This is a genomic window from Phormidesmis sp. 146-33, from assembly GCF_052939515.1.
Genome location: NZ_JBJPHU010000031.1, coordinates 1 through 23,724, shown reverse-complemented (window position 1 = coordinate 23,724; position 23,724 = coordinate 1). Strand labels below are relative to the sequence as shown.

Genomic DNA, 23,724 nt, shown 5'->3' with positions numbered 1-23,724 from the left:
ACAGAATCTTCAGGGTTTAGAATTGAGCAAATTTAAGAAAAGCTTCAAAGTCATTGCTGTATGTCCCTTCTTAATTAAGGCATTGTGTAGATAGGGATAGCACCCCTTTTTTGTCATCACTATCGCAGACACTTCTTCCTGCCCAGATGCGGAATACACCAGGCACCGAAACCCAGAGTTTTTATCGAACTCTTCCGTGGAGTGTTTTTCACCAAATCGGGGGACTGCTAAAGCAAACCAATCAATCAGGGGCGATCGTACTCACTGAGTCCGTCTTGCCAGTTTTTAACCTGCGGGCAACTGAGCGGTTTGTTTTAGTGATTTCCCAGACTTTTTGTGCCCTGCTGCAAGGAGAAAGGATTGATTTAGAAGACGCTGCCGATCAAAACTCTCGCAATGAGGTAGAAACGCTGTGTCAGATGGGCTTGACGTTTGAGCCAGACACGATCGCCGCCTTTTTGACCCGTCTGGAGACTTTGCTGCCTGCTCCAATTTTGCAGCGAGTGCGATCGACCCGATCTTCAATCCAGCCCAACGACCCCGCCGTTCAGAGTGCCTTTACCTTGCAGCTTATCGAACTTTTGGTAATCCCGGCGACTCACACATCTTCCGCAGAAGTCGCCCTCAGACAGCAGGTTGAGCGAGAAAAACTGATCAACGAGGTGACGACGCTGATTCGGCAAAGTCTAGAATTGCCTGTGGTATTAGAGACTGCCGTTCAACAGGTGCGCCAATTTCTTAAGGCTGATCGCCTGATTATCTATCAGTTCAATATCCCTGCACCGTCCTGTCTATTGGAGTTTGAGTCAGATCAGCCCAGCCTTTGGGCAGAGGTTGCCAATCTGGATAGAATTACTTACGAAGCCAGAAAAAATGATTCCATTCCCTCGATTCTGCATCAGATGGAAGACTCGCACAGCGTTAGACCGCGAGAAGTGGATGGAGAAATCACTTGGGCAGACGATCGTCCCCTGTCCTTCGCTCATCTAGAACAGGTGGAAGCAGAATTAGTCACGCCGATCGTGGTTCGAGATGAAGTCTGGGGACTCTTGATCGCCCATCAGTGTGGTGCGCCGCGTCACTGGCAAGATAGCGAAAAAGCCTTTTTGCAACGAATTGCAGAACATTTGGCGATCGCCATCTATCAGGCAAAACTCTACACTCAAGTCACTCAGCAAAAAGCCACGCTAGAACAGCAAGTCGTCGATCGTACTCAAGAACTGCGGGATACTTTGGTCGCCGCCCAATCGGCCAGTCGAGCAAAAACAGAATTTTTGGCAACCATGAGCCATGAGCTACGCAGTCCCTTAACGACAATCATTGGCATGGCTTCAACGCTATTGCGCTATCAGTTGCATACTCACAAAAAAGGGGCACTCACCCTCCAAAAGCAGCAAGAATATTTACAGACCATTCAGGGACGCGGAGAACACCTGCTGGCCTTAATTAACGACATTTTAGACCTCTCTCAAGTGGAGACAGGCAAAACGATTTTGGAGGTGAGCGAGTTTTCGCTGTTTGAGTTGGCGCAACAGACCCTCAATTTGCTGAAAGAAAAAGCCGATCGCAGCCACATTCAATTAACTCTGGATTGGCGAGTGGAGGCGATCGCCGAAACCGCCCTCTTTAAAGCAGACTGTCATCGCGTCAAGCAAATCTTGGTCAACCTGCTCAGTAATGCCATCAAGTTTACGCTAGCGGGCGGACTGGTGACACTGAGGATCTGGCTCAACGACGACACCGCAGTTTTGCAAGTCGAAGACACGGGAATTGGCATTCCTGACCACCAAGTTCCGTTGTTGTTTCAAAAATTTCAGCAGCTAGATGCTTCCTATCACCGCAAGTATGAAGGAACGGGATTGGGGTTAGCCCTGACCAAACAACTGGTCGAACTGCATGGGGGCAAAATTGAAGTGACTTCAGCCGTCGGCGTTGGGTCAAAATTTACGGTATATCTCCCCACTCAAAGCTTGTCTGCCCTCGATCGCGCCAAACAAAAACGTCTAGCGGCAGCTCTGCATCCTCGAATTCTCTTGATCGAAAGTCACGAAGAAACCGCTACCTTGATCTGTGACTTGCTGACCGCCGCAGATTATCAGGTCGTGTGGACGATCGAGGGCACCACGGCTCTGCGTCAGATCGAAATGCTGCAACCGATCGCCGTAATTGTCGATTCTCAGCTATTGGGAATGGATGGCTGTAAGGTGATCCGCCATCTGAGACAAGACCCAAACACTCACAACTTCAGAGTTTTGGCGCTGATCACAGAAGCCGATGCTCACGAGCCGATTCAATGTCTCGAAGCCGGAGCCAATGACTATCTGGTTAAACCGATTAGCCAACCGGAGCATTTGATTGATAAGGTGACAGCATTGGTGATGGAAAGGTCAGAAAGGGAACTCTGAGAAGGGGCGTTTTGGGGTTTAACTGTTTTGGGGTCTAACGATTGAGTGTGCAGTGGGTCTACCGTTTGCACTCCGTGAGAAAGACTTTAAATTCAACCTGAACTCAATGAGATCTTTCACGTTTAGATCCAGGAAGATCCCCTACATTTGAGGGTTCTTGAACTGACCACCGTAAAATGTTTGCAGAAGATACTTGTAAACAACCCGGCTGACCCGTTCGATCTTTGAACGGAGGAACAGAAGCCTGGATCAGTCCTTCGCTTCCGCCTTCTCTACTCCATTTTTAACTTTTGGCGGTAACATTCTGTTCATGGAAAAACCTTTCACTGTTACGTTCTCCAACCAAGTCGCAGCCGTTATTCATGTCAATTTCTTTGGTCAGCTATCGGCATCTTTGCGATCGCTGGGGTTTGCTCGTCGTTCTCGTCCTGTGTTGGTGGTGATTGGTGGAGCAAGTAAGCTGAGTCAAGCTGACTACTCTCAGGTGCAGCGCTTGTTTTGGGATGTACTGGCTCCGATCGCTCAAAAGTGGCAAGCCTGTGTGGTGGATGGGGGCACAGATGCTGGAGTGATGCGGCTGATGGGGGAAGCGAGAACGGCGATCGCGGGGTCTTTTCCGCTGATCGGGGTGGCCCCAGAAGAACTGGCCACTCTACCCAAACAGACTCCCACCTCTGAGGAAGCCACCCCTTTAGAGCCGTCTCATACTCACTTTCTGCTGGTGCCCGGTTCGCAGTGGGGCGACGAGTCGTTGTGGATTGCAAAGGTTGCTAGTGAGTTAGCGGGCGGTGCGCCTTCGGTGACGGTTTTGATCAATGGGGGAGAAGTGACCTGGAAGGATGCGCTACAAAACGTAGAGGCGGGTCGGTTGGTAATCGTTGTCGCTGGGAGTGGACGCACCGCAGATCAGTTGGCAGCCGGACTGCGCGGAGAACCCACAGACGATCGGGCCCACGCTTTGATCGAGTCGGGTCTGGTACAAGCCGTCAATCTGAGCGAGGGGACAGACGCGCTAGCCAGCATTTTAGATGAGATTTTTGCAGGGGAAGTGGGGTAGATCGAGAAATTTCTCTAGCGCTCACCCTTGGATCAAATAGAAAATTAAAAGTGAAAAATTAAAAATGATCCGGTTTGTCCGGTTTAATGAAAAAAAGTCACCGTCACAGGGGCAGGAGTATCTATGTCTGAGGGCGATCGCGAAATTCCTCTTTCGGTAGGAGGCTCGACTTCTCCAGGAACCTCAAATCGGAAACAGAAGTTTAACTATAACGATCATCTAAAGCAGGAATTTGGCAAACTCATTGACCTGGTGGAGTTGCCCCCGTTGCAAAAAGAGTTTTTGCGATCGCGCTGGCTCGATCAGGTTCTCTGGATGGAAGGTCGGGCCGCAAGCGCGCGCAATTGGCACCGTCGGCTACGGCTGATCACCATTATCGGCGGCGTGATTATTCCTGCGTTTGTCAGTTTGAGCAGTTTTAATCTGGATGCGCTGCAACAGGTGACGCAACCGACTCAAACGCCAGTCAACACCAATAATCATTACCGCGTCTTCTTTGGGGTGTCGGCGTTTGTCCTCAGTCAGGTGGTGGCGATCAGTGCGGCATCTGAGCAGTTTTTTAATAATGGCGATCGCTGGCGGCACTATCGGCGATCAGTAGAATCGCTTAAAACTCAAGGCTGGCAGTTTTTTCAGCTAACGGGCCCCTACGCGACTTACAGCAAAACGGGTTCCCATAAGGATGCCTTTACTTTATTTGCGGGTCAGGTCGAAGAAATTTTGCAGCGCGATGTAGAAGTCTACTCGACTCAAGTGGTGCAAGAGAAAAAGAAGGATGACGACAAAGACCAATCAGAAAATAACGAGTCATCAGAATGAATCTACTCGACCAGATAACGAACGGTTATTAACCCCTTTGCATCAGTTGGAGCCATTGCAGCCAGACCCTCAAGACTCAAAGGGCAAGAAAACACTAACCATTAAGCGGGATTCTATTTCTTAACAAGCTCTGTACCTCGCGCCTCACACTCTAAAACTTGATAGCTTAAAACAACGTGAATTCGACAAAGGTTTTCCGCTTCGTTACTCAACGCTTCTGCCCCCCAACCCCCCAATTCTGGGGGACTTTCGGGCAAGATTTCTCGTTCAAAGTCCCCCAGAATTGGGGGATTTAGGGGGCTGCCTGGATCTATAACCGCAGCGAAAGATTCCATCGAATTCACGTTAAAAAAACCGCAGCAGGAGTTTTGTTGTGATTGACAGGCTAGAACACATTCAACGCATCGTAGTGACAGCGGATCAGATGCGATCGATCGAATCTCGACTCTTCGCCGCCGGAATGCCCGTCGCTGCCCTCATGGAAAAAGTTGCAGGGCGCATTACCGATCGCATTGTTATGCTCTACCCTCGATCGACTCATTCACGGGTGGGCGTTTTGGTTGGGCCGGGACACAATGGCGGAGATGCGCTGGTTGTCGCTCGCGAATTGCACTTTAGAGGCTACCAGGTCGCAATTTGTTCTCCGATTTCTCACCTCAAAGACCTGACCGCCCATCACTACACCTATGTCAAAAGCCTGGGTGTGCCCTGCCATTCTGAGATTGAGCCGCTGCAAACTTCAGATCTGCTAATTGACGGCTTGTTTGGCTTTGGGCTAGAACGCTGCCTCACTGATCCGATCGCGCCCCTGATTGAGCAAGTGAATCGTTGGAAGCTCCCGATCGTCAGCATCGACCTCCCTTCTGGACTGCACACCGACACCGGAAAAACTTTGGGAACCGCCATTCGAGCTACTCACACGCTTTGTCTGGGACTGTGGAAACAAGGTCTACTGCAAGATTGGAGCTTAGAGCAGGTCGGTCAAGCAGAATTAATCGATTTCGATCTGCCCCTGACGGATATTTTTGCTGTATTGGGCGATTCTCCTTCCATTCAACGTGGAACCGCTAACTGGGCACTCTCGATGTTGCCCCTCTCACGCCCCCCTTCTACCCACAAATACAAAATGGGGCATCTTCTGCTAATCTGTGGCTCTCAAAAATATGCAGGAGGTGCACTGCTGGCAGGATTGGGCGCACGATCGAGCGGTGTAGGAATGCTGACGATCGCCGTTCCTCAATCGCTCAAACCGATGCTCTCCTCCCACCTTCCTGACGCTCTAGTTGTGGGCTGTCCAGAAACGCCAGAAGGTGCGATCGCCACCATTCCCTCATCCCTCCTTCCTTTCTCCTCCTTTCAAGCGATCGCCTGTGGCCCCGGTCTGACGCTAGAAGCCAGCGCGGTCGTTCAGCAAGTCCTCGAAAGTAACTGTCCTCTTGTTCTGGATGCCGACGGGCTAAATAGTTTGGCGGCTCAAGGCACCATTCCCACCCTTCAAAACCGTCAGGCTCCAACGATTCTCACGCCTCACTTGGGGGAATTTAAACGACTTTTTCCTGACCTGGACTCTACGACCTGTCGCGTGACTGCCGTCCAATTAGCCGCAAAACAAACGGGCGCGATCGTGCTAATCAAGGGGGCAAGAGTGACGATCGCAGACGCTCAAGGGCAAACGAGAATTAATCCAAACAGTACGCCTGCCCTGGCGAGAGGAGGCAGTGGTGATGTGCTGACGGGACTTTTAGGCGGATTGCTGGCGCAGCAGATGTCTATTCTAAGAGAAACATCGATCGTCGATCTGGTTCAGACAGCGGCCTGGTGGCACGCTCAAGCTGGGATTTTGGCGGCTCAAACCCGCACCGAACTGGGTGTAGATGCCCACACGCTGACTCAGTTTTTGATCCCGGCATTGAGGGCAATTGTGAAGTCATAGAATTTTCGATTTCTGTTGCTGACTTTACACAGGGGTGTGCTACTATTTATATCCGTGGGACAAATGGGTCGATGCCCGAGTGGTTAATGGGGGCGGACTGTAAATCCGCTGGCTACGCCTACGCTGGTTCAAATCCAGCTCGGCCCATCTCACAGTAAACTTGATATAGTAAAAAGAAAAGTTAGAGTTTTTCCTCTACTATATTAGTTGTTCATTGCCCGTGTGGCTCAGTGGTAGAGCACACCCTTGGTAAGGGTGAGGTCATGAGTTCAATCCTCATCACGGGCTTCAGTTTAGAAACTTTAAGTTCTAATCAATCTAGGAGCTTGAGAATTTCAGGTGTCGAACTCTCAGAACTGCTAAAGAGACTTGAGTTCAATAAGTTTTTGGCTTCGTTGCCTGGCGCTTTTGCCCTCCACCCCCCAATTATGGAGGACTTTAAGACTAGATTTTTGGCTCAAAGTCCCTCACTCCTGGGAGATTTGGGGGGCTACTTGGATTGACACCCGTAGCGAAAGATTTTATCGAATTTACGTTATTGACAGCGATCGGCAGTTGCTCTAACCACAGAACCCAGGTTTGAGGCAAATTCTGCTGTGTAGTTAAAGGGCGATGAGCCAGAACAAGTCATGCGAGAGCGATTGGCGCGACGAGGCGAGAAGAAAGAGTCTGCATTCACGACTAGATTGCTTCCCTTAAGGGATAACCCTTTGACGACAAGCGAGTTGCTCTTACCACTGGAGAGTAGCGCCGACAAAAAGGTGGCGTTAGAAATGGTTCCTGTCGCTGGATTGATGCGCGTTAGCACTGCAATTTTTGCACCGCCACCTGATCCATAGTTCGTTAGCCAACCGCTGCCTGCAAAGCGCCGAAAATCTTGGCTGGGAGTCCCTTGCGTTCCGGTAGAACTAAAAACCCCATATAAGACGCTTCCCCCATCCCAGATCAGCCCATAGCCTGTGCCATCATCGTTTGTCACTTCATAGTCAGATTTGCACCAGGTGCGTCTGCCGTTGTCAAATCGAATCATGCGCGGATCTTTGTTGACACTCGAAACTTGCTGATAGCCAATGTAAATACTGCTTGTCCCGATCGTCACCGAGGCTCCGCCTTTAGCTTTGATGGTGGCTTCAGTGTCGCTACAAGAAAAGGTGACGGCTCGTTTGACCGAGGCAACGGGTGCAGCTTGAGCGGGGGTAAATAGACTTCCTCCTAATAAGCTTGTGAGCAGCAGGGTGGTGAGCAGTGTGGAATGAGATCGATTGCTCAACAAAGACAGAAATCTTTTCGTCATCTAGAGTATCTCCAACAAAATTGGTTCAATGTCTTGGGTGGCCGTTTCTGAGCGATCGTCAAAAACGAGGCAGACTACACCAATTTCTTCTAGATTTAAGCGATGAAACAGGTCGAATTAACCCGCTTTTTGCTTAAATGCACGCTATGAATGACCCCTGATAAGCAGTTCAGTTTGTTTGACAAACCGATTGCACTCTAACTCAGAAGCTTAATCGAACTGGTGCGAGTTTTTACTGAAGTTTCAAAATTTCCTTGAGAGTTTGGATCTTCTCAAGTGACTTTTCTGGCTTTGAGCAGAAGTTTCCGGTTTGTAGCTGAAAATTTTGAAGGACTAATGAAGATAACACTGAGAAGTTTATGCCAAACCTTATTTACGGGCTAATTGCAGGGGGAATTGCGCTCAGTCCGATCGCTGTCCAAAATTCTGTGTTGGCGAAAGCTTCAGGGCAACGGTTAGATGCCAATTTGCCGATTTGTTATCTGCGAACGGCGCGTCAAAAAGTAGTAAATCTGAGCCGTTTGTGTAATGTGCCTCAGATAAAATCTAAACCACAGATGACGGTATTAAACTTTGAGAAACAGGGCGATCGTCTAATTGGACAAGTCCGAAATGATACTGGAAAAACAGTGCGGTATGCGATCGTCAACTACACAATTACGCCAGAAGGTTCTCCATCTTCATCTGTTTCTCGCTTTGTATATGTCACACCAGAATCTCTAAAACCGGGACAGGTTGGCACGTTTGAAGGAACGCTAAATGAGTCGGGTAATGTGGCAGTTGGAACGGTGGAATGGGAAGGTGAACAAAAGCAAGCAAGAAATTGATAAAGAACCTAGTTACTAATAATCTTGCTGAGAATCGCTACAGCAACGTCATGACGATTACGCCTGTGACCATGATAGCTGCACCAAGTAATCGTTCTTGTAGTCCTGATTCTTTAAATAGAAAATGTCCAAATAAAACACTGATCAAGGCGCTCATTCGCTTAATGGCAATGACTTGAGTGACCAGCGTGTAAGTAACGGCAATCATTTGAAAGCTAATCGCCAAAGCGTGAAATAGCCCGATCGTCGCCAGCACTTTAACATTGGGAAGAATCTGATCAAAATGGTGGCGCGACTTGTAAAGCACGATCGGAAAGATGCCGATCGCTAAAAATAAATACAGAGCGGTTGACCAAAACAACGGAGAAGAATTCACTACGCCTACTTTGTCGAAATTGGAGGTGATACTCCAGAGGAATGCGACCATCAACATCAGACGACTACCTTTTTCTCGCAAAATGGCCCGCAACGGAGCAAAATATCCTCGACTGCGTTCTCTCAGATTTAATACATACGAGCCGGCTACAATCATAAAAACGCCAATCCCATCAGCAACGCTAGGCGACTCGTGAACAATCAGCGGCGATGTAACCAAAAGAAACAGCGGTGTCAATGTCACGATCGGAACCGTCAATGACAAATCTGATGCTTTAATCGCTTTAATATATAGCGTAAAAGAAATCACATTAAGACTGCCTCCGATCAGTAATGCGATCCAAAACTGAGCATTGAGTGTCGGAATTTTAGTCAACAATAATAATGGGATGAGGAACAGAGCTGAGAATACGATCGAGACCCAGGTCACAATATATTCGTCAATTTTTCTCAATCCGTATTTGCTAGAGACATCTTTCAAAGACTCAAAGAAAGCCGTTAAAATTGCAAATGCCAACCAAATCATGACGATTCCTGTGAGTTCCTCAACCCTGACTGCGATCAAATTTTTGCATCAGCCCACGTCTGCCGCATGGCTAGAACAGGCCTTGGGAAACCTTAACACCGTTTTGCTGGATCATTCTCACTGCGAACGAAAAGCAGCAGGCGTAGCGCTCAATCTGATGTTTCGCTATCCGTCGAGTGCAAAATTGGTTCGATCGTTGACGGCGATCGCTCAAGAAGAATTGCAGCACTTTGAGCAGGTCAATCAGATTTTAGAACGGCGTGGCATTCCGTTAGCGCCTCTGGCTCCTCCCCCTTATGGGGCTGGGTTAAATAAGCAAATTCGGCGGAATGAACCCGATCGCCTCCTCGATTCCCTGTTAGTGTCTGCGCTGATCGAGGCTCGTAGTCACGAACGGTTGGGTTTGTTGGGCGCACACTGTCCCGATGCTGAACTGGCTCGATTTTATCGGGGACTCATGGCTTCTGAGGCGCGTCACTATGGCATTTATTGGTCATTGGCAGATGAGTATTTTGAGCGATTGCTTCTCACCGATCGTCTCCAATCCCTTGCCCAGGTTGAAAGTGACTTATTATCTACGCTGCACCCAGAACCCCGAATTCATAGCTAATGAGTAAAATTCCGATTCTTCAGCCAGATCAGTCCTATACGTTTAGAAGCTATTTTGAGATGCCGTTTGAGCCAGACGACATTCTGGCAGAATTTGGTTTTTCATTAGTCAGAGCCTCTCTAATGCTTCCGCAGTTTGTGGCGGGACTCGATCGCTTACAAGATCTCAAACTCCGAATCGAAGAGAGCTTACCTTTAGTTAGGCTGACCAGCGAAGCTGCTCGTAGAGAATTGCTGATCGCACCGATTTTGATTGATGTAATTCACTACACACGCGCTCAACTGAGGATTGAGTATCCCTTAAACGTTACAGAACAACTCAAAGGAACCCTGGACTACTATTTGCAAGCTGCCCAAAAACTTTTAGTGATCGAGGCAAAAAATGCTGACTTGACCAGGGGGTTTACCCAATTAGCAGTCGAGTTAATCGCGCTCGATCGTTGGACTGATTCAGAACAATCAGTTTTTTATGGAGCCGTCTCCACGGGTGACATCTGGCAGTTTGGATCGCTCGATCGAGCCTCAAAACAAATCCATCAAGACTTAAATTTATATCGAGTGCCCGCAGATTTAGAAGCACTCCTCCGCATTCTGGTTGGAATTTTGAGCGCTTAACCTACAGAAACTTGTGAACATTCAATATCGTGATTTTCTGATTCGCTCTTGGCAAAGAGCCGATCGCTCCACCGCCGCTGAGATGATTGGTGCTGTGTTGGCTGACTATGGGTTGAGTTGGGAGCCGCTAGGAGCCGATCGCGATGTCTTAGAAGTTGAGCAATGTTATGAGGCGATCGGGGGCGAGTTTTGGGTGATTGAGCATTCTGATCGACTGGTCGGAACGGCGGCTTACTATCCCATCTCGCGAGGCAAAAAAGCGGTCGAAATTCGCAAAATGTATTTGTTGCCAGAGGCGAGAGGGCAGGGATTGGGAAAGTTTTTGTTGCAGCAGTTAGAACAGACGATCGCGCTTCGTCACTTTGAGCAAATCTGGATCGAAACTGCCAGCGTTTTGAAGGAGGCTGTCCAACTCTACGAAACCAGTGGCTACCAACCGACAACGGGTGTTGAAACTGCGCGGTGCGATCAGGTCTACGTCAAGTTTCTCAAGTCCTAATCTCAAGTCCTGATTTCAATGCCTAACAGTTGATTGGCTTGTTGAACTACGCGCTAAATCAACATGAATTCGACAGAGTTTTTTCGCTTCGTGATTCAGCACTTTCGCCCCCCAACTCCCCAATCTGGGGAACTTCCGGATGGGATTTTTTGCTCAAAGTCCCCCAAACTTGGGGGATTTAGGGGGCTGCCCGGAGCGATCACCGCAGCAAAGGATTTCATCGAATTCACGTTAAATCACAAACTCCTCGATCGCACGGGCATCTTCTAACGCGATGCTGATTCTAAACTGTTCGCCAGCGTCACCGCTAAACTGCAACTGAATGTAGTTGTCTGCGTTTCTTGATTGCACTTCCAAAAAGATGTTGTTTGCGTCGTCCAAAATAGATAAATGTAGCTGAGGGGGCAAAAAGGCTGCATTGGTCGGATGCACTTGTAGCAGAATTTCGGTTTGCTGATTTTCTTGAGGTCTGAGTTCGATGACCAGAGCAACGGAGTGGTGAGCGAGTTGAATGCCCAGATCAATTAATTTGGCGCGTCTGGGAAAGTCGATCGCGCTGTCTCTCCCTCGATAAGCAAATCGAACTTCTGAAGGATTGAGCAACGATTCGACGGTCTGCCAGCCGCTCTCAAAAACGCCTTGAAACCAGTGATTTAAGCTGACTAAGCTTCTAACGACTTCAGACTGTCTCAACTCGTGTAGATAATCAATTAAGTCTTCGGGCGATCGTAAGCTTCGCAAAGACAGTATTTCTGAATTCACGGTTGGCGTAAATCCCAATACGATCGCTTCTTGCAATTCCTCATTGATCTGCACCACCACATAGCCAGCCCGATCGTCCCATACTTCAGGAGGTACATAGCAAGTCGAGCGATCGCGGCTCACAGGGCGACACTCCAAACGACCCACATTGGGCAACACCAAATCGGCTACGTCAGCACAAAGTCTCGTAACGGGATTCCAGCAATCGCTTGCGGTCAAGTCGGTCGAAATGCCCATCAGTTGTAGATAGTCGTTGATGACAGAAACGGCCAGCGTGTTGAGTTGAATCTGGGCCGCTTTTTGGGGAGTAGGCTGCTCATTGGCAAACTGTTGTGCGATCGCGATCGCCGATCGAGGAATAGGCAACGGCAAAGAAAATTCTGAGTGTGTGCTAAAAGTCATGACAAGTCCTCCTTTACAAATATCCTTCTGACTCACCAAATTTACGCAAGCGAGGCATACATTGGCGCTGATAAAAGCTGCTCAACGTTGGAATGGGTAGCCCAAACTCCTCAGAGAGTTCTTTCCAGCTATTTTCGGGAGGCAGTCGTCTCAAAATCAAAATCTGACAGGTGACAGCAGGCGATCCTTTGATATGACTCCGCAATTCTCCGTTTGGGTCAGATTCTGCCCAGGCTCTCACAGCTTCGAGGAGAGGAGGAATATCGGGACTCGCTATCAGGTTGTCTACCGGATCAAATTCTGAATCTTCTCCTAATCGCCCAAACTGCCGGGGAGGAGCCGTGATTTTAATATCTTCGCGCTCTTTGATAAAAAAGTCTTGTAGCCGTCGCCGCAGGTAAGCATTAAGCCAGGTTGCGACACCAGCCGCGTCGGGATCATAGGGATCAGCCGTATCTCCCTCACAGAGGTTGCGACAAAAATAGACCCAGGTTTGCTGCAACGCATCGGCGTAATAAGGCTTGTTTTCCTTCCAGAGTTTGGGAGCGACTAAACGAATGATCTTAGTTAAATTTCTCTGGCGTACAGGGCTGCCTCGATCGTGTCCACAGGCCTCCCTAACTAGCCGCCTCAGCGTTTCCTCCAGTTCACTCATGCAACAAACCTGATCAGTAGATTCCTTTCATTTTGTCGAGAAAATAGAAGGTTTGCATGAATTCCAGAATCTTTTTGGGGTTCATCCCTCTCGCAAAGCAGATTACCCCCCAAGGGGGAACAGATCATCGAAGTTCTCCCTCATCCCTCGTTTCCGCAGAAGATTGATCAAAACATTGGGATAGTCTGTAATCAATCCATCTACAGCCAGATCGATCAAGCGCTGCATTTTGGTCGCGTCATTCACCGTCCAGGGGATCACCGGAAAACCCGCCTTCTGAATTTCTTGTACCGACTGAATAAAATGACGAGACTCTGGGATCAGCGTTTCAAAATTGGGGGAATAGCGATCGATAAACCCAGTTTCTTTAACCAATGCTGCAATGTTGCCGTGATAGCGCTTAAAGTCAAAGCCAGCGAGAAACGGGGAAGCAATTCTAGCTTGAGACAACAGCGTTCCGGGCTTATTGCGATACTGACGAATCAGAGCCGCCGTCTGAATCTGAGGCTCCAAATTTTTGACAGCCCGCAGCACTCGCCACTCAAATGATTGAATCGTAACGCGATCGCTCAACCCATACTCTCGCACCAGATTCACCAACTTTTTGGCAAACAAACTGGCCCCAAAGGTATCGCGCGATCGCAACGGATTGATTCTTAAGGGATTAACTTTGCATTCGATCGTATATTTCACCTGCGAATCGGGAAAGTGCTGCATCTGATGTTCAAACACTTGAGCAAGCGTGGGAATTCGTTCACCGGGCACTAATTGCTGCTCAGGAAAGCGCATCGGATTGGGATTGAGAGACCCACAATCAAACTGTTGCACCTCTGCTAAAGTCAGCTTGCGAATCAGTCGTCGAGGATAGCGTTTGAGATGGCTGCCATCGGGATTGAGACAGAGCATATGAGAAATTTCGGGATCGTGAGCGACGACCAACACGCCATCGGCCGTCAGTCCCACGTCTAACTCCAGCGCATCCACTCCTAGACGGGTAGCCAGAGCGAAGGCGGCGATCGTATTTTCGGGCATCAATCCTCGTGCGCCTCGGTGTCCAATGACTTGAAAAGGGCGCACTTCAGCAGACTTGAGAAGCTCAAAACAATCCGTCAGCATCGGTTCTGTCTGAATTGCCATGTCACTACTGAGAATGAAATGTAAACTGGATCACATCTAACATGCCTATAATCCACTCTTCATCATCGCTTGGTTTGGCCAGGTCGCACCGAAAAAAGCAAAACCGACCATTGCAATCGATCGCTACAGTGAGAGAGATGTTCTAAGTCGCTGCCTCTGGTAAAGTTCAGAAATAAACTGGATGACAAGCATTATGATCAAACGACTGCTCAAACAACCTGTTTTCTGTCTGGCGCTGTGGATGGCGGGCTGTAGTGGGGCGCTTTCTAATCGAGATGTGACGGTTACGCCAGAAGCGATCGCGCCTACCCAGTCGGCTCCAACCCAATCAGCGACCCCTGCCGCTCAACCCGCCGTGAGAACGGACGACCCAGACTATGTGGCGCAAGTGGTGCAGCAGGTGGGAGATGCGGTAGTGAGAATTAATGCGAGTCGGACGGTGCAGCAGCAATCTCAAAATCCTATTCTGGATCGCTTTTTTGGCGGAGACAATCAGCCTCAAGAGCGGGTACAGCGAGGCACAGGGTCGGGGTTTATCATCAGTCAAGATGGCCAGATTGTAACCAATGCCCATGTGATTGCGGGTGCCGATCGGGTGACGGTGATTCTCAAAGATGGGCGGCGGTTTGAAGGAGACGTGGTGGGAGTCGATCGCGTCACGGATACGGCTGTTGTCAAAATCAAAGCGACAAATCTACCGATGGTGAAGTTGGGTGACTCGGATAATTTGCAGCCCGGACAGGCAGCGATCGCCATTGGTAATCCGTTGGGATTGGACAATACAGTGACGCAGGGAATTGTCAGCGCAACGGGGCGATCGAGTGCGGATGTGGGCGTTCCGGCGGAGCGGGTGGAGTTTATTCAAACGGATGCAGCGATTAATCCTGGCAATTCTGGCGGGCCGTTGTTGAATGCGGCGGGGGAGGTCATTGGCATGAATACGGCGATCATTCAAGGCGCACAGGGGTTGGGGTTTGCGATTCCGGTTAATACGTTTCGGCGCATTGTAGACCAACTAATCACCAAAGGTCGAGCCGATCATCCCTATTTGGGTGTGCAGATGGTGGAGTTGACTCCGGAGTTGCGATCGCAGATTAATCAGAGTGATGCTGGCTTCAAAGTTGACAGAGATACGGGGGTGGTCGTGGTGGCGATCGCTCAAAATTCGCCTGCGGCTCGTGGGGGGATTCGTCCGGGTGATGTGATTGAGTCTGTGAATGGGGTCGCGATTCAGAATTCTCGACAGGTGCAGCAGCAAGTCGAAAAAACGAATGTGGGCAATCCGCTACAGGTCACGATCAATCGCAGTGGTAAGTCACAAACGATCGCCATCAAACCCGCCCAACTCCCCGAACGTGAACCTTCCTAAGTAGAACTCCATGACCATCTGAAGGGTTAATCACCATCAACTAGTCACTTCGTATCGTGAATTGTCCGAGTTAAAAGCATCAGTCGATCGCAGATGAACATGTTTAGTCGGTGATCAGCTATGAGATCCCTCTAGCGCCCCTTAAACAAACGTGAATTCGATGATCATCTTTCGCTACGGTTACTAAGCCGGGCAGCCCCCTAAATCCCCCACCAGTGAGGGACTTTGAACGAGAAATATTGTCTCAAAGTCCCCCAAAATTGGGGGGTTGGGGGGCAGAAGTGCCCAATAACGAAGCGAGAAAACTCCATCGAATTCACGTTAAACAAGGAGGAGCCGATTCAAAGTCAGCCTTTTGAAAGGGAGTCAGGGGATTGAAAGTCGGTAATCAAAGAAACACTGTCGATCCGCAACCTACTGAATCTATCAGATAATTTTTTCAAACAGAAAAGTAGGGGCGCTATGAGTGTACAACGTCCCTACTGATACAGGCTTTTTGAATGGATTGAATCGACTACACCTGAACACAGATAGGCAGAGGCTTCAAGAAATTGGCGGATACATAATCAGCCAGACGAGTCCCCGAAATATAGCCGTTGTCTGCATCCCATTGAAAATGTACGCCCAGATAAACCCGGCTTCTCCCGTTCTCTAAAGCGGCAGACGAGAAACTGTCAAACGTCCGCGTGATCGATTGACCTTCCAAAGACGGATCTTCTGTATCAAGCTCAAACGTGATGTCGTCAGTCCCAAAAAAGTTTCTTAGAATGCCTGCATGAGTTGCGCCAAAGGTGGCATGTCCTGAAACATAGGCTGGGAAAGCGGGCGAAAAGCGGCTGCCGTCTCGATTCACAGATAGAGGGGCCCAGGATTCATCGCGATCGGTCGCAGGATTATTGTCTTTCTCCGCCATCTGAATGGCTGTCTCGGGCCGCCACAGGTCGATTTCTGTAGAATATTTAGCATCCCAGGCAACAATCCCAGCATCTGCAAGGGCGAGGGCAACCAGCGCAAACAGTCGCGCATTCTCCGCTAGAGACAGTAACTGTTGTTCAGCAACAAGCTGCGTCATGCGAAAAAGATGTCCCGGTGGCTTGTAGGTGCCGTCGAGGTCATTGGCCCAAAAGAACGCGATCTCGGTTTGTTGGGGAGTGCGATCGCTGGATGTATCTGATCCCAGCCGTTTGACCTCATTGAACTGCACAGCATATTCTGCACTCCGCAGCATTTCATTTTTAGTCGCAAACCCGCCCGGTCGAATCGGTCGAAACTGAGAACCACTGGTCATTGTAAAAGGACGCACCTTTCCCCAATTCGGTGTAACTGCCATCGTGCCTGGGCTTGTCGGTCGCCAATCTCCCGGATTTTTGCCGCACACATAAGGAGCCATATTTTCAGACCCATCTTTGCTGCGTTTGGCGATGACGACATTGGCGATCGCCTGTCCCAAAATGCGTCCATTCTCAATCTCTAGTTCCGTTGCGCCAGCTTTGATTTGCTCCAAAGACTCCGCCAAACCCTCTTTAAAGAGAATTTTTAGATCGTTCAAAACAGGCTGCATATTGGAATGAGTGGTCATCAGTTCCAGGTTAATTGCACTCAAAACTTGATGAGCCGCATAGGCCGCCGCAGCTTCGGGAGAAGTATCAATCGGAGTCGGCAAACTAATAAGATAAGGCTGATGAGTTTTAGCGATCGAGTTAATCGCGTCATACATCGCCGCGTGCATCATTGCCCCAATCCGAGTGATCCGAGTCGGACTGGCCAACTCGTTCTTAGATCGACGAATCGCTTCCAAATAAACGTTGTTCCAACGAATGACAATATCAGACATAGTGAAATTTCCGATGGGTTGAGTGGAATGATGTTGCTCAGAATCGGTAGAGCGCCCAAACAGCCTGCTCCATAGCGCCCGAAAGCAGATTTTGTAATAAACCATGAGCCAACCGCAGGATCAAAAGGTCATATCAACGCCTGAGAGAGAACGGATTGTTTGTGTCCCTGCGCTGACTTCTCTCAACTGTATGAACTGCGATCGCCCATCGTCAGTAACCGATCGGGTAATATTCTCTAGCTCTGCCATTTTCCAAGATCAAAGGCAATGACCTCGCAGAACCAACTTTCGCCAGGGTGTCTGATTTTGCTGTTGCCAAAAATGCAGAGAATTGTCGTCGATCGCTTTCGTCGTCGCAGGGATGTCGAAGGACACCTACAAGTCTTGCAGCGCAGCCATCCTACCCGCACCTACATAATCATTTTTGACCCATCAGAAATCAATTCTTATGAGGAGCATCTTTGAATTAAAAAATCACTCCAATCAAAGAGACTGAGCGCTCGATTGATTTTTCAAGTACTCAAATACGCTTTTGTCGCCAATATCTGGAGGAATTTGTTGAATCGCTTTACGAATTGCGAACACCACAAACAAAACCGCCCAAACACCCAATAAGGTCGCTTCCCACGAGCCAGACAAGTTAAACAAATGCCCCAAAAGCAGCATCGGAACGATCGGCACCAGCAGTTTAGTTTCCAATCGGTTAAAGCAAAACGCCTCTTTAAAGAAGATTCCAGTCAGTGCAGCAAAGGTGAATCCAACGCCCAAAATCGTGACCGGATGCTGATAAACCTGCAAAGCCAGCGGTTCACTCTTGCCAAAAGTCAGAATCAGCGAAGCAACGCCCCCGATCGCCCAAAATGTCTGAAGCGCCAAATGCAGTGGCTTTAAGTAAATGTGAATCATCCACAAACTAACGCCCAACGCCGCCCAAAAGCAGAAATAAAGCGGAGTCAGTAAACCGATCGCTTGACTGCCTTGCGAGAGAACGAGTCCAGTCCCGATCGCAAAACTCAGCGCTGCCACCATCAGACCGCCTCGATAGATCACAACTCCCTGGCGATCGCGCTCCGTAATCGTAAAATCTCCAAACTGTCCTTGATAAACTTCGGGCTGTGTGGCTTGCTCAATCATAGGTCAGGCATGAATCACATCTGCCCCTATCCTACTGCTCTAGGGCGGCAAGTCGTTCTTCATCTGCGATCGCCTGAATCGCCAGCAACAATTCTTCTTCTTGCGCCTCAAACTCTTCTTCTGGAATCTCGCCCATATCAAACGCAAGTTGCAGCGTCAGCAGTCGTTTGCTCAAGTTTTCTGTGTCGTCAAGTTCTGTATCGGCACGTTCTTGAATTTGTTCAGCAATCCAGCTAAGTCCGGTGATGGGGGCAAACAGTAAGCGAAGAACCATGATTTTTATTGCTCAGGAATGTTGTTTGGGTGGTCTGGATTGAGTTCTGATTGACGCAGCCGATCGTCGAGTTTTTCTTCCCAATTTGGGTCACTGACATCGATCGTGATCATGCGTCCTGCTGCTTTGGAGCGATCGACATAAGCATGAAAGGCTGGAATGTCTTCTCGATGCTCCAACATGTATCGGCGCAGTTCATCTAAGTCCATTGCGTCATAGTTGACTGATGTCATGGCTCATACCCTCCGCTCGGTTTAACTTCGTAATCCAAACCTTCGCCAGCAAGAACACAGATGTTTCCGGTTCTTTCATCAATACGAACGAGGTCGATTGTTTTGAATTGCCATCCTGGATAAATCTGGTTGGTTAAACGATAGCATAATCGATAGAGTCCTTGTGCCTGGGCAATTGTGGGTTCCATGAAGTATTAATTCTCTATCGATCGAGTTGAGCAAAATTGTAAGGTGCAGTGAAATCGTTGTAGCGGATTTTTAAGCGTTGATCAAACTGTTGATCCAAAGCTTCGACCTGAGCGCTAAAGGTTGCCTCGTCGTCCCAACAAATCAGGTAAGCCGTGTTGTAAATCATGGCCTCAGTGAGTGAATCGTTTTCGACCACCGCTTCTGCCAGCGGATTGAGCGCATCTTGAAAGGCTTGAATCACAGTGCGTTTGCGATCGCTCATTGCCTTCTCAATTAACTGTCCGATCGAGACAATTTCTTCCATACCGAGAGACCTGCCCTCTAAGCGATCGCGCTGACTGCGAAGAATTTCATCCTCGTCCATCAAGGTTCGCAGTTCAGCAGCGGCATCCCAAAACAGTTTGACGCTTACTTCTCGTCGTCCAGCCAGCTTGTCAAACAAATGCTCCAAACTTTTGCTGTGGGGAGCCGTTAGCTGCTCAGTCACCGCCTCCCAATCTTCGATAATCAACCCAAACTGTAGCGGTAGTAGGGTGCGATGTCCCGCGTGCATGGCTTGTTCAAGAACTTTTTCATGCCCCAACAGATTGCGACGACTGGCTAAATACCGTTCTTGCTGCGCTTCTGAGTAGAGAAAGGCAAATCCATCAACGGTATGACTGTGAACGGGCTGTTTGTCTAAGCCTTCTAGCTCCAAACTTTGCGGCCCAGGGGTAGGAAAAATCCCGTATAGGTAGAGTCCGTAACTCATAAGAAAAATGGGGGGCGATTAGATAGGTTTCGCCGTCAGAACCAACTGAAGTTTTGCGTGAATCAAATCTAGTTGGGCCACTCCGATGTCAACGCTGCCCTCGACAACTACGCCTGTATTAAGAAGACGATCGAGCAATTCTAAAATAGAAGGACTAGCAGAGGTTTGACCGGGATAGTATCCTCCGGCTTTCGGTAATAGCGTGCCCATTTCGCCCAGGTCAATGTTCAAATCAGCAGGATCAATCTCAAAAATATTGCAGATTTCAACCACCTGTTCCGCCAACTTTTGCAAACTTTCTGCCGCTCGCTCTAATTCTTCGTCGCTGAGTTTTCCTTCTTCCATTCGACGAATCACTTGAGCCTCCATCAGTTGTTTGACTAGCTCGACAATGGTCAACAACAACGGAGCAAGCCCCCTGTCCTTGGTGGATTTGGGAGCATTGATAATGGCGAGATCAGGCGGTTCAGAAAACACTGGGTCACTCGGCTGAAGGTTGCTTCAATTGTAGAAGGTTGCGGTTAGCTTTTATGCTAGAGAGTTCTCGTTTGATACAGGCGGTTGAGCCACTGGCGACGGGCTTGACTCGATCGCATCCGACCGATTCCAGCAGCAATTCTGGCACGATCGCTTTCACTCAACGATAGCTGACCCAAACGATTGGCAGACCGACTACTAGGAATCACGCGGCTCGTCGCAATTTGCTTCATCGTTTTGACGGTAATCATAAGTCATCTAAAAGCGTTTCTAGGGAGTTGGGAAGAGATTCGGAACTAGATAGCTCTGGAGTCGAAGCGGGACGAAGCCCTTTTAACTCGGTTTCCAGGCTCTCAACGCGCTCTATTAGTTGGCGATTGGCCTCTATCAAGCCCTGAGACTGCTGGCTAAAGTGAGGATTGTTTTCCCACCAGTTGATGCCCATTTCTCTCGCTTTATCAACTGATGCAATGAGTAGACGAATGCGAATGTTAATCAACTCTGTCGTCGCAACAGAAATAGAAATGTCTCCAGCAATCACAATGCCTTTATCTAGCACTCTTTCTAAAACATCTGCCAGCGTTGAGCCGGGAGTCGAAGTGGTGATGCCTCTCGCAGCGTCTCGTCCAACCGCAGAGCGCATGGGGCTAGTTGTCATGATTCAACCTCGGCAGGAACTGATTGAGCCGAGAAAAGCCGATCGCGATGCACAACCAATCCTTTTTTCGCCAATGTCCGAATGGCATCCAATGCTTGCACTCGCGTCAAGCCTAAATCACTCTCAATCTGGGCAATTCTCACGGCACCTGATTTCAGCAAATACTCATAAATCTCTTGCTCGTGGGCAATGCTGGCTTCGGTAACAGGCGCTTCTTCTGGTAACGCTTCTGGCAATTCTTCTGGTAATGCTGCTTCGGCGGATTCGGTCAATTCGCGAAATAGCTCGACTAGCTGTTCTTTGACGGTCAATTCTGAGGGTTCTTCCAGTTCTGTAGCGACCTCGGCAAACGGAATGGCATCAGAGGCTAACGTCTCAACGGGAGTTTGTAGTAAATCGTTGTGCAACATGTCATTGAGCGATTGCCAGAGAATCTTAGTTGCATCGTCGATCGCTATGCCAATCCGAGACAGCAACACGTCTGAGCAAATTTCTCGAAAGTCTGCATTCATGGGAGAGACGGGAATCTCATGTTCTTGGCAAACTTTGGCGATCACCAGGCACGATCGCAGTCCCGAAATTTTTTCACCTTTGGTTTTGACTCGAAAGGCTTTGACCAGGCGAACAATCATCAGGGCACTGGCGCGATCGACTTCAGTTTTTTGCACCAAAATCTCTTGCTGAGTCAACTCATCTGGCTCAGGCATCGTGATCGTCACCAACCGATCCATTAGCGCATCTTGAGTCGAGTGAACGCCGCAATACTCTTCTGGATTAGAGGTAAAAATTGCTCTAAAGTTTGGATTGACGCGAATATATTCCGTCCGATTGCTGCTGGGGGGAAGGACTAACAGCTTCTCTTCTAAAGCAGACAACAGAACGTTATTCACCTCTGGACGCGATCGATTAAATTCGTCATAGACCAGCGTAAATCCTTCTCGACAAGCCAGTGTCAACCGAGAATCAACCCAGTTTTGCTTAAGTTCATCCTCAATTTTGACAACGCTGTGAATGTAGTTATCGACTACTTTTTTGCGTGTGTAGCCAGACTGATTGCCGATCAAATCAGAGCTTTTGGACTCATCATCTCCATAGATCAACATGATTGGACGAGTCAACAGATCAGCTAGATGAAGCGCCAATGTGGTTTTACCCGTCCCGGCTGGGCCGCGCAGATGTACTGAAAATCCAGATTGCAAATAGCGCAAAGCTCTAACAGCAACTCGCTCGATCGAAGGTGTACTGACAAATCGGCGGGGGCTGGCACGAAGAACAGTCGTCACGGTGATGAATCCTCAACTAAACAGTGGAATTAAACAGTGAAATCTTCTTGAATGCGGTAAACACGATCGCGCTGTGTCACTAACCCTTTTTGAATCAGCGATCGCAAGGCATCCACCGCTTGAAACCGACTGATTCCCAACGACGACTCGATTTCCGTGAGCCGCGCACCTTCCATCAAATCGATGTACTGATAAATTTTTTCTTCGTAGTCGGCTTCGAGAATGGGAGCCGCGATTTTGGGCAGGATCGCGCTAGTCGCTTGGGCTATTTTGACCTGGGCTGGAGAAGTCTCTAAAACCGTTTCAGGAAGAGGGGTAGAAGCTTTTAGCGGAGCGGCAGACTTCTGAGCGATCGTGGGCACCTCAATCGAAACATCTCCCCAAACAGCACTTTTTAGACTCGCGTGATATTGCTGAATTTGCACTCGAAACTCTGCCAGACTTGCCAACAAAGCCTTCATTTCGGTGGTGCGATCGACTTGATTTTGGTGCAGCCTTGCGGTCAATTGTGCTGCTTGTTGTTGTCGGGTAGCGCTGACTTCTGATAAGTAGGTTTGGAGATTCGATCGCAAGGTCTCTGTAAAAGCAGCTAGATGTCGAGTCAGACGAATTTGCGTTTTGAGGCGCTGTTGTCGGCTCTGATCAAGCAAAAGTTCTGTTTCGATCTGTAAGTCTTGAAGCTCTGATTGAATATCTTGACGTAGAGAAGACACGCTTTCATTTAGAGCAACTCGAAAGCTCTGAAGATCATTGGCCAACTGCTGTGCCATTAATCCTCTTTCAACTTCTGTAACTGTCAAAAAACTCGCGGTTTGCTGTTGAAGACGTTGGACAAATTCACTTAAGTGTTGGGCAACTTGTTGAGACTGCTTTTGACGCTGCTCTTTTGCCTCGCTCAAAAAAGATTGAGTTTTGTCCTGCAATTTTGAATAGAAGGCTTGAAACTCTGCATTGCGAGCACGATCGTTACTCAGCAGCGTTTCTCGAAATAAACTTAGGTCGCTACGAAGCTGAGAGGCTTTTTCCTGACGGTCTTTCTGAGTCAACGTTAAAGCTTCACTCACCTGTCTCCGACGCTGGATTGCTTCTTGTTGGCGCTGCTGTTTTTGCTGTTGCCAGGAGTCTTTCAAAGCCATGATTAAAAGCGTTTTTGCAGAGAAGATTTATCTATCTGAGTAAACAATGAAACTGGGGAGCGCCAGACTCAACCCCCCAGCATCTAACTTCTAAGCAGAAGGAACAGCAGCTTGAGAGGTCAAACCAACTGCTTCGGCATACTTCAAATAGGTCTCAACAGAAGCGATAACGATGCGAGCTTCGATCGCTAACAGTTCAATCCCAACGAGCGAAACGCGAACCCAGGCATCAATAACGATCCCTTTGTCGAGAATGCGATCGACGACTTCAGCCAAGCTAGAAGAGGAGTTTACTTTTTCAACAGCCATTGTTGTAATTCCCTGAACATGAGTGATTAGATTTCAGTCTGCCGAATCTCTTGGTTTAGACTTGCTTCGGAGTTTTCGGCTTCTGTATCAAGGTACGCTTCGGACAAGTTGAATTTGATTAGCGCAAACACGGAAGATCAAATGTCGTTTATTTAAACCGCT

General features: G+C 48.7%; 28 protein-coding genes and 2 tRNA genes. 12 read left to right on the top strand and 18 right to left on the bottom strand.

Annotated features, from left to right (window positions below; genetic code table 11):
• The first annotated feature begins 146 nt into the window (after positions 1 to 146).
• From ACJ2PR_RS14550 to ACJ2PR_RS14525, 6 genes are all read left to right on the top strand, one after another.
• Positions 147 to 2,405: an ATP-binding protein gene (locus tag ACJ2PR_RS14550; RefSeq protein WP_446877521.1), complete on the top strand. Its 2,259-nt coding sequence runs from the start codon at positions 147 to 149 to the stop codon at positions 2,403 to 2,405.
• A 310-nt stretch (positions 2,406 to 2,715) separates the two neighbouring features.
• The gene (locus ACJ2PR_RS14545; protein WP_446877520.1) at positions 2,716 to 3,462 is read left to right on the top strand and encodes a hypothetical protein; all 747 of its coding nucleotides are present in this window, start codon (positions 2,716 to 2,718) and stop codon (positions 3,460 to 3,462) included.
• Positions 3,463 to 3,585: 123 nt separating this feature from the next.
• The gene (locus tag ACJ2PR_RS14540) at positions 3,586 to 4,281 is read left to right on the top strand and encodes a DUF4231 domain-containing protein (protein WP_446877519.1); all 696 of its coding nucleotides are present in this window, start codon (positions 3,586 to 3,588) and stop codon (positions 4,279 to 4,281) included.
• 373 nt (positions 4,282 to 4,654) lie between these two features.
• A complete protein-coding gene (locus ACJ2PR_RS14535; RefSeq protein ID WP_446877518.1) occupies positions 4,655 to 6,214 on the top strand; it encodes an NAD(P)H-hydrate dehydratase in 1,560 nt (519 codons plus the stop codon).
• Positions 6,215 to 6,279: 65 nt separating this feature from the next.
• Positions 6,280 to 6,361 (top strand) — tRNA-Tyr (locus tag ACJ2PR_RS14530).
• Positions 6,362 to 6,430: 69 nt separating this feature from the next.
• A tRNA-Thr gene (locus ACJ2PR_RS14525) sits at positions 6,431 to 6,502 on the top strand.
• A gap of 247 nt (positions 6,503 to 6,749) precedes the next feature.
• On the opposite strand, the gene ACJ2PR_RS14520 is transcribed toward ACJ2PR_RS14525, so the two are convergent.
• Positions 6,750 to 7,508 (bottom strand): hypothetical protein, encoded by a 759-nt coding sequence (locus tag ACJ2PR_RS14520; protein WP_446877517.1) that lies wholly within the window; start codon positions 7,506 to 7,508, stop codon positions 6,750 to 6,752.
• A 359-nt stretch (positions 7,509 to 7,867) separates the two neighbouring features.
• Between ACJ2PR_RS14520 and ACJ2PR_RS14515 the strand changes: the two genes are divergently transcribed.
• Entirely contained in the window at positions 7,868 to 8,335 is a 468-nt protein-coding gene (locus tag ACJ2PR_RS14515; protein WP_446859717.1) for a hypothetical protein, read from the top strand.
• 37 nt (positions 8,336 to 8,372) lie between these two features.
• Here ACJ2PR_RS14515 and ACJ2PR_RS14510 read toward each other — a convergent pair whose 3' ends face one another.
• Positions 8,373 to 9,236: an EamA family transporter gene (locus ACJ2PR_RS14510; protein WP_446877516.1), complete on the bottom strand. Its 864-nt coding sequence runs from the start codon at positions 9,234 to 9,236 to the stop codon at positions 8,373 to 8,375.
• Between ACJ2PR_RS14510 and miaE the strand changes: the two genes are divergently transcribed.
• The 3 genes from miaE to ACJ2PR_RS14495 are packed head-to-tail and all read left to right on the top strand — an operon-like array spanning position 9,235 to position 10,959.
• The gene (miaE, locus tag ACJ2PR_RS14505; RefSeq protein WP_446859719.1) at positions 9,235 to 9,846 is read left to right on the top strand and encodes a tRNA isopentenyl-2-thiomethyl-A-37 hydroxylase MiaE; all 612 of its coding nucleotides are present in this window, start codon (positions 9,235 to 9,237) and stop codon (positions 9,844 to 9,846) included. The two genes, ACJ2PR_RS14510 and miaE, sit on opposite strands and share 2 nt — an antisense overlap.
• The gene (locus ACJ2PR_RS14500) at positions 9,846 to 10,460 is read left to right on the top strand and encodes a hypothetical protein (protein ID WP_446859720.1); all 615 of its coding nucleotides are present in this window, start codon (positions 9,846 to 9,848) and stop codon (positions 10,458 to 10,460) included. The genes miaE and ACJ2PR_RS14500 overlap by 1 nt, the downstream gene beginning before the upstream one ends.
• A 13-nt stretch (positions 10,461 to 10,473) precedes the next feature.
• Positions 10,474 to 10,959: a GNAT family N-acetyltransferase gene (locus ACJ2PR_RS14495; RefSeq protein ID WP_446877515.1), complete on the top strand. Its 486-nt coding sequence runs from the start codon at positions 10,474 to 10,476 to the stop codon at positions 10,957 to 10,959.
• Between the two features lie 231 nt (positions 10,960 to 11,190).
• On the opposite strand, the gene ACJ2PR_RS14490 is transcribed toward ACJ2PR_RS14495, so the two are convergent.
• The 3 genes from ACJ2PR_RS14490 to ACJ2PR_RS14480 all read right to left on the bottom strand — a co-directional run bounded on the left by ACJ2PR_RS14490 (position 11,191) and on the right by ACJ2PR_RS14480 (position 13,915).
• Positions 11,191 to 12,123: a DUF1822 family protein gene (locus ACJ2PR_RS14490; RefSeq protein ID WP_446877514.1), complete on the bottom strand. Its 933-nt coding sequence runs from the start codon at positions 12,121 to 12,123 to the stop codon at positions 11,191 to 11,193.
• A gap of 13 nt (positions 12,124 to 12,136) precedes the next feature.
• Positions 12,137 to 12,778, bottom strand: a complete 642-nt coding sequence (locus ACJ2PR_RS14485) for a sigma-70 family RNA polymerase sigma factor (protein WP_446877513.1) — start codon at positions 12,776 to 12,778, stop codon at positions 12,137 to 12,139.
• A gap of 102 nt (positions 12,779 to 12,880) precedes the next feature.
• On the bottom strand, positions 12,881 to 13,915 hold the full coding sequence (locus ACJ2PR_RS14480; protein WP_446877512.1) for a glycerophosphodiester phosphodiesterase family protein: 1,035 nt from the start codon (positions 13,913 to 13,915) through the stop codon (positions 12,881 to 12,883).
• A 193-nt stretch (positions 13,916 to 14,108) separates the two neighbouring features.
• On the opposite strand from ACJ2PR_RS14480, the gene ACJ2PR_RS14475 reads away from it, so the two are divergent.
• Positions 14,109 to 15,284 carry an HhoA/HhoB/HtrA family serine endopeptidase gene (locus tag ACJ2PR_RS14475; protein ID WP_446870430.1) on the top strand — a complete coding sequence of 392 codons (1,176 nt, stop codon included), beginning with the start codon at positions 14,109 to 14,111 and terminating at the stop codon, positions 15,282 to 15,284.
• Positions 15,285 to 15,798: 514 nt separating this feature from the next.
• Here ACJ2PR_RS14475 and ACJ2PR_RS14470 read toward each other — a convergent pair.
• Entirely contained in the window at positions 15,799 to 17,118 is a 1,320-nt protein-coding gene (locus ACJ2PR_RS14470; RefSeq protein WP_446877511.1) for a vanadium-dependent haloperoxidase, read from the bottom strand.
• A gap of 120 nt (positions 17,119 to 17,238) precedes the next feature.
• Complete coding sequence (locus ACJ2PR_RS14465; RefSeq protein ID WP_446859727.1) at positions 17,239 to 17,367, bottom strand: hypothetical protein; 129 nt, start codon at positions 17,365 to 17,367, stop codon at positions 17,239 to 17,241.
• A gap of 18 nt (positions 17,368 to 17,385) precedes the next feature.
• On the opposite strand from ACJ2PR_RS14465, the gene ACJ2PR_RS14460 reads away from it, so the two are divergent.
• On the top strand, positions 17,386 to 17,583 hold the full coding sequence (locus ACJ2PR_RS14460; RefSeq protein WP_446869264.1) for a hypothetical protein: 198 nt from the start codon (positions 17,386 to 17,388) through the stop codon (positions 17,581 to 17,583).
• Positions 17,584 to 17,601: 18 nt separating this feature from the next.
• Here ACJ2PR_RS14460 and ACJ2PR_RS14455 read toward each other — a convergent pair whose 3' ends face one another.
• From ACJ2PR_RS14455 to gvpA, 11 genes are all read right to left on the bottom strand, one after another.
• Complete coding sequence (locus ACJ2PR_RS14455) at positions 17,602 to 18,252, bottom strand: DUF2301 domain-containing membrane protein (protein ID WP_446877510.1); 651 nt, start codon at positions 18,250 to 18,252, stop codon at positions 17,602 to 17,604.
• A gap of 31 nt (positions 18,253 to 18,283) precedes the next feature.
• Positions 18,284 to 18,526: a gas vesicle protein GvpG gene (locus tag ACJ2PR_RS14450; protein ID WP_446859731.1), complete on the bottom strand. Its 243-nt coding sequence runs from the start codon at positions 18,524 to 18,526 to the stop codon at positions 18,284 to 18,286.
• Positions 18,527 to 18,531: 5 nt separating this feature from the next.
• Positions 18,532 to 18,759 carry a DUF6887 family protein gene (locus tag ACJ2PR_RS14445; RefSeq protein WP_446869261.1) on the bottom strand — a complete coding sequence of 76 codons (228 nt, stop codon included), beginning with the start codon at positions 18,757 to 18,759 and terminating at the stop codon, positions 18,532 to 18,534.
• The gene (locus ACJ2PR_RS14440) at positions 18,756 to 18,947 is read right to left on the bottom strand and encodes a DUF6888 family protein (RefSeq protein ID WP_446859733.1); all 192 of its coding nucleotides are present in this window, start codon (positions 18,945 to 18,947) and stop codon (positions 18,756 to 18,758) included. Before ACJ2PR_RS14440 ends, ACJ2PR_RS14445 begins: the two co-directional genes overlap by 4 nt.
• Before the next feature lie 14 nt (positions 18,948 to 18,961).
• A complete protein-coding gene (gvpF, locus tag ACJ2PR_RS14435) occupies positions 18,962 to 19,699 on the bottom strand; it encodes a gas vesicle protein GvpF (protein WP_446877509.1) in 738 nt (245 codons plus the stop codon).
• A gap of 18 nt (positions 19,700 to 19,717) precedes the next feature.
• Positions 19,718 to 20,176: a gas vesicle protein K gene (locus ACJ2PR_RS14430; RefSeq protein ID WP_446859735.1), complete on the bottom strand. Its 459-nt coding sequence runs from the start codon at positions 20,174 to 20,176 to the stop codon at positions 19,718 to 19,720.
• A 56-nt stretch (positions 20,177 to 20,232) separates the two neighbouring features.
• Positions 20,233 to 20,427 (bottom strand): hypothetical protein, encoded by a 195-nt coding sequence (locus ACJ2PR_RS14425; protein ID WP_446877508.1) that lies wholly within the window; start codon positions 20,425 to 20,427, stop codon positions 20,233 to 20,235.
• Complete coding sequence (locus ACJ2PR_RS14420) at positions 20,424 to 20,834, bottom strand: gas vesicle protein (protein ID WP_446877507.1); 411 nt, start codon at positions 20,832 to 20,834, stop codon at positions 20,424 to 20,426. Before ACJ2PR_RS14420 ends, ACJ2PR_RS14425 begins: the two co-directional genes overlap by 4 nt.
• On the bottom strand, positions 20,831 to 22,117 hold the full coding sequence (gvpN, locus tag ACJ2PR_RS14415; protein WP_446877506.1) for a gas vesicle protein GvpN: 1,287 nt from the start codon (positions 22,115 to 22,117) through the stop codon (positions 20,831 to 20,833). The genes ACJ2PR_RS14420 and gvpN overlap by 4 nt, the downstream gene beginning before the upstream one ends.
• A 29-nt stretch (positions 22,118 to 22,146) precedes the next feature.
• The gene (locus ACJ2PR_RS14410; RefSeq protein WP_446877505.1) at positions 22,147 to 23,253 is read right to left on the bottom strand and encodes a hypothetical protein; all 1,107 of its coding nucleotides are present in this window, start codon (positions 23,251 to 23,253) and stop codon (positions 22,147 to 22,149) included.
• Positions 23,254 to 23,343: 90 nt separating this feature from the next.
• Positions 23,344 to 23,562, bottom strand: coding sequence for a gas vesicle structural protein GvpA (gene gvpA, locus ACJ2PR_RS14405; RefSeq protein ID WP_446859740.1), 219 nt, complete (start codon positions 23,560 to 23,562; stop codon positions 23,344 to 23,346).
• Between the last annotated feature and the right edge of the window lie 162 nt (positions 23,563 to 23,724).

Bases quoted from the DNA above. Each gene is read 5' to 3' on its own strand.
- ACJ2PR_RS14540 (WP_446877519.1), top strand. From the start codon at position 3,586: ATGTCTGAGGGCGATCGCGAAATTCCTCTTTCGGTAGGAGGCTCGACT.
- ACJ2PR_RS14420 (WP_446877507.1), bottom strand. From the start codon at position 20,834: ATGACAACTAGCCCCATGCGCTCTGCGGTTGGACGAGACGCTGCGAGA.
- ACJ2PR_RS14545 (WP_446877520.1), top strand. From the start codon at position 2,716: ATGGAAAAACCTTTCACTGTTACGTTCTCCAACCAAGTCGCAGCCGTT.
- ACJ2PR_RS14500 (WP_446859720.1), top strand. From the start codon at position 9,846: ATGAGTAAAATTCCGATTCTTCAGCCAGATCAGTCCTATACGTTTAGA.
- gvpA (WP_446859740.1), bottom strand. From the start codon at position 23,562: ATGGCTGTTGAAAAAGTAAACTCCTCTTCTAGCTTGGCTGAAGTCGTC.
- ACJ2PR_RS14410 (WP_446877505.1), bottom strand. From the start codon at position 23,253: ATGGCTTTGAAAGACTCCTGGCAACAGCAAAAACAGCAGCGCCAACAA.
- ACJ2PR_RS14475 (WP_446870430.1), top strand. From the start codon at position 14,109: ATGATCAAACGACTGCTCAAACAACCTGTTTTCTGTCTGGCGCTGTGG.
- ACJ2PR_RS14450 (WP_446859731.1), bottom strand. From the start codon at position 18,526: ATGGTTCTTCGCTTACTGTTTGCCCCCATCACCGGACTTAGCTGGATT.
- ACJ2PR_RS14480 (WP_446877512.1), bottom strand. From the start codon at position 13,915: ATGGCAATTCAGACAGAACCGATGCTGACGGATTGTTTTGAGCTTCTC.
- ACJ2PR_RS14550 (WP_446877521.1), top strand. From the start codon at position 147: ATGCGGAATACACCAGGCACCGAAACCCAGAGTTTTTATCGAACTCTT.
- ACJ2PR_RS14490 (WP_446877514.1), bottom strand. From the start codon at position 12,123: ATGACTTTTAGCACACACTCAGAATTTTCTTTGCCGTTGCCTATTCCT.
- ACJ2PR_RS14425 (WP_446877508.1), bottom strand. From the start codon at position 20,427: ATGATTACCGTCAAAACGATGAAGCAAATTGCGACGAGCCGCGTGATT.
- ACJ2PR_RS14515 (WP_446859717.1), top strand. From the start codon at position 7,868: ATGCCAAACCTTATTTACGGGCTAATTGCAGGGGGAATTGCGCTCAGT.
- ACJ2PR_RS14485 (WP_446877513.1), bottom strand. From the start codon at position 12,778: ATGAGTGAACTGGAGGAAACGCTGAGGCGGCTAGTTAGGGAGGCCTGT.
- miaE (WP_446859719.1), top strand. From the start codon at position 9,235: ATGACGATTCCTGTGAGTTCCTCAACCCTGACTGCGATCAAATTTTTG.
- ACJ2PR_RS14455 (WP_446877510.1), bottom strand. From the start codon at position 18,252: ATGATTGAGCAAGCCACACAGCCCGAAGTTTATCAAGGACAGTTTGGA.
- ACJ2PR_RS14460 (WP_446869264.1), top strand. From the start codon at position 17,386: ATGACCTCGCAGAACCAACTTTCGCCAGGGTGTCTGATTTTGCTGTTG.
- ACJ2PR_RS14470 (WP_446877511.1), bottom strand. From the start codon at position 17,118: ATGTCTGATATTGTCATTCGTTGGAACAACGTTTATTTGGAAGCGATT.
- ACJ2PR_RS14445 (WP_446869261.1), bottom strand. From the start codon at position 18,759: ATGACATCAGTCAACTATGACGCAATGGACTTAGATGAACTGCGCCGA.
- ACJ2PR_RS14520 (WP_446877517.1), bottom strand. From the start codon at position 7,508: ATGACGAAAAGATTTCTGTCTTTGTTGAGCAATCGATCTCATTCCACA.
- ACJ2PR_RS14440 (WP_446859733.1), bottom strand. From the start codon at position 18,947: ATGGAACCCACAATTGCCCAGGCACAAGGACTCTATCGATTATGCTAT.
- gvpF (WP_446877509.1), bottom strand. From the start codon at position 19,699: ATGAGTTACGGACTCTACCTATACGGGATTTTTCCTACCCCTGGGCCG.
- ACJ2PR_RS14465 (WP_446859727.1), bottom strand. From the start codon at position 17,367: ATGGCAGAGCTAGAGAATATTACCCGATCGGTTACTGACGATGGGCGA.
- ACJ2PR_RS14510 (WP_446877516.1), bottom strand. From the start codon at position 9,236: ATGATTTGGTTGGCATTTGCAATTTTAACGGCTTTCTTTGAGTCTTTG.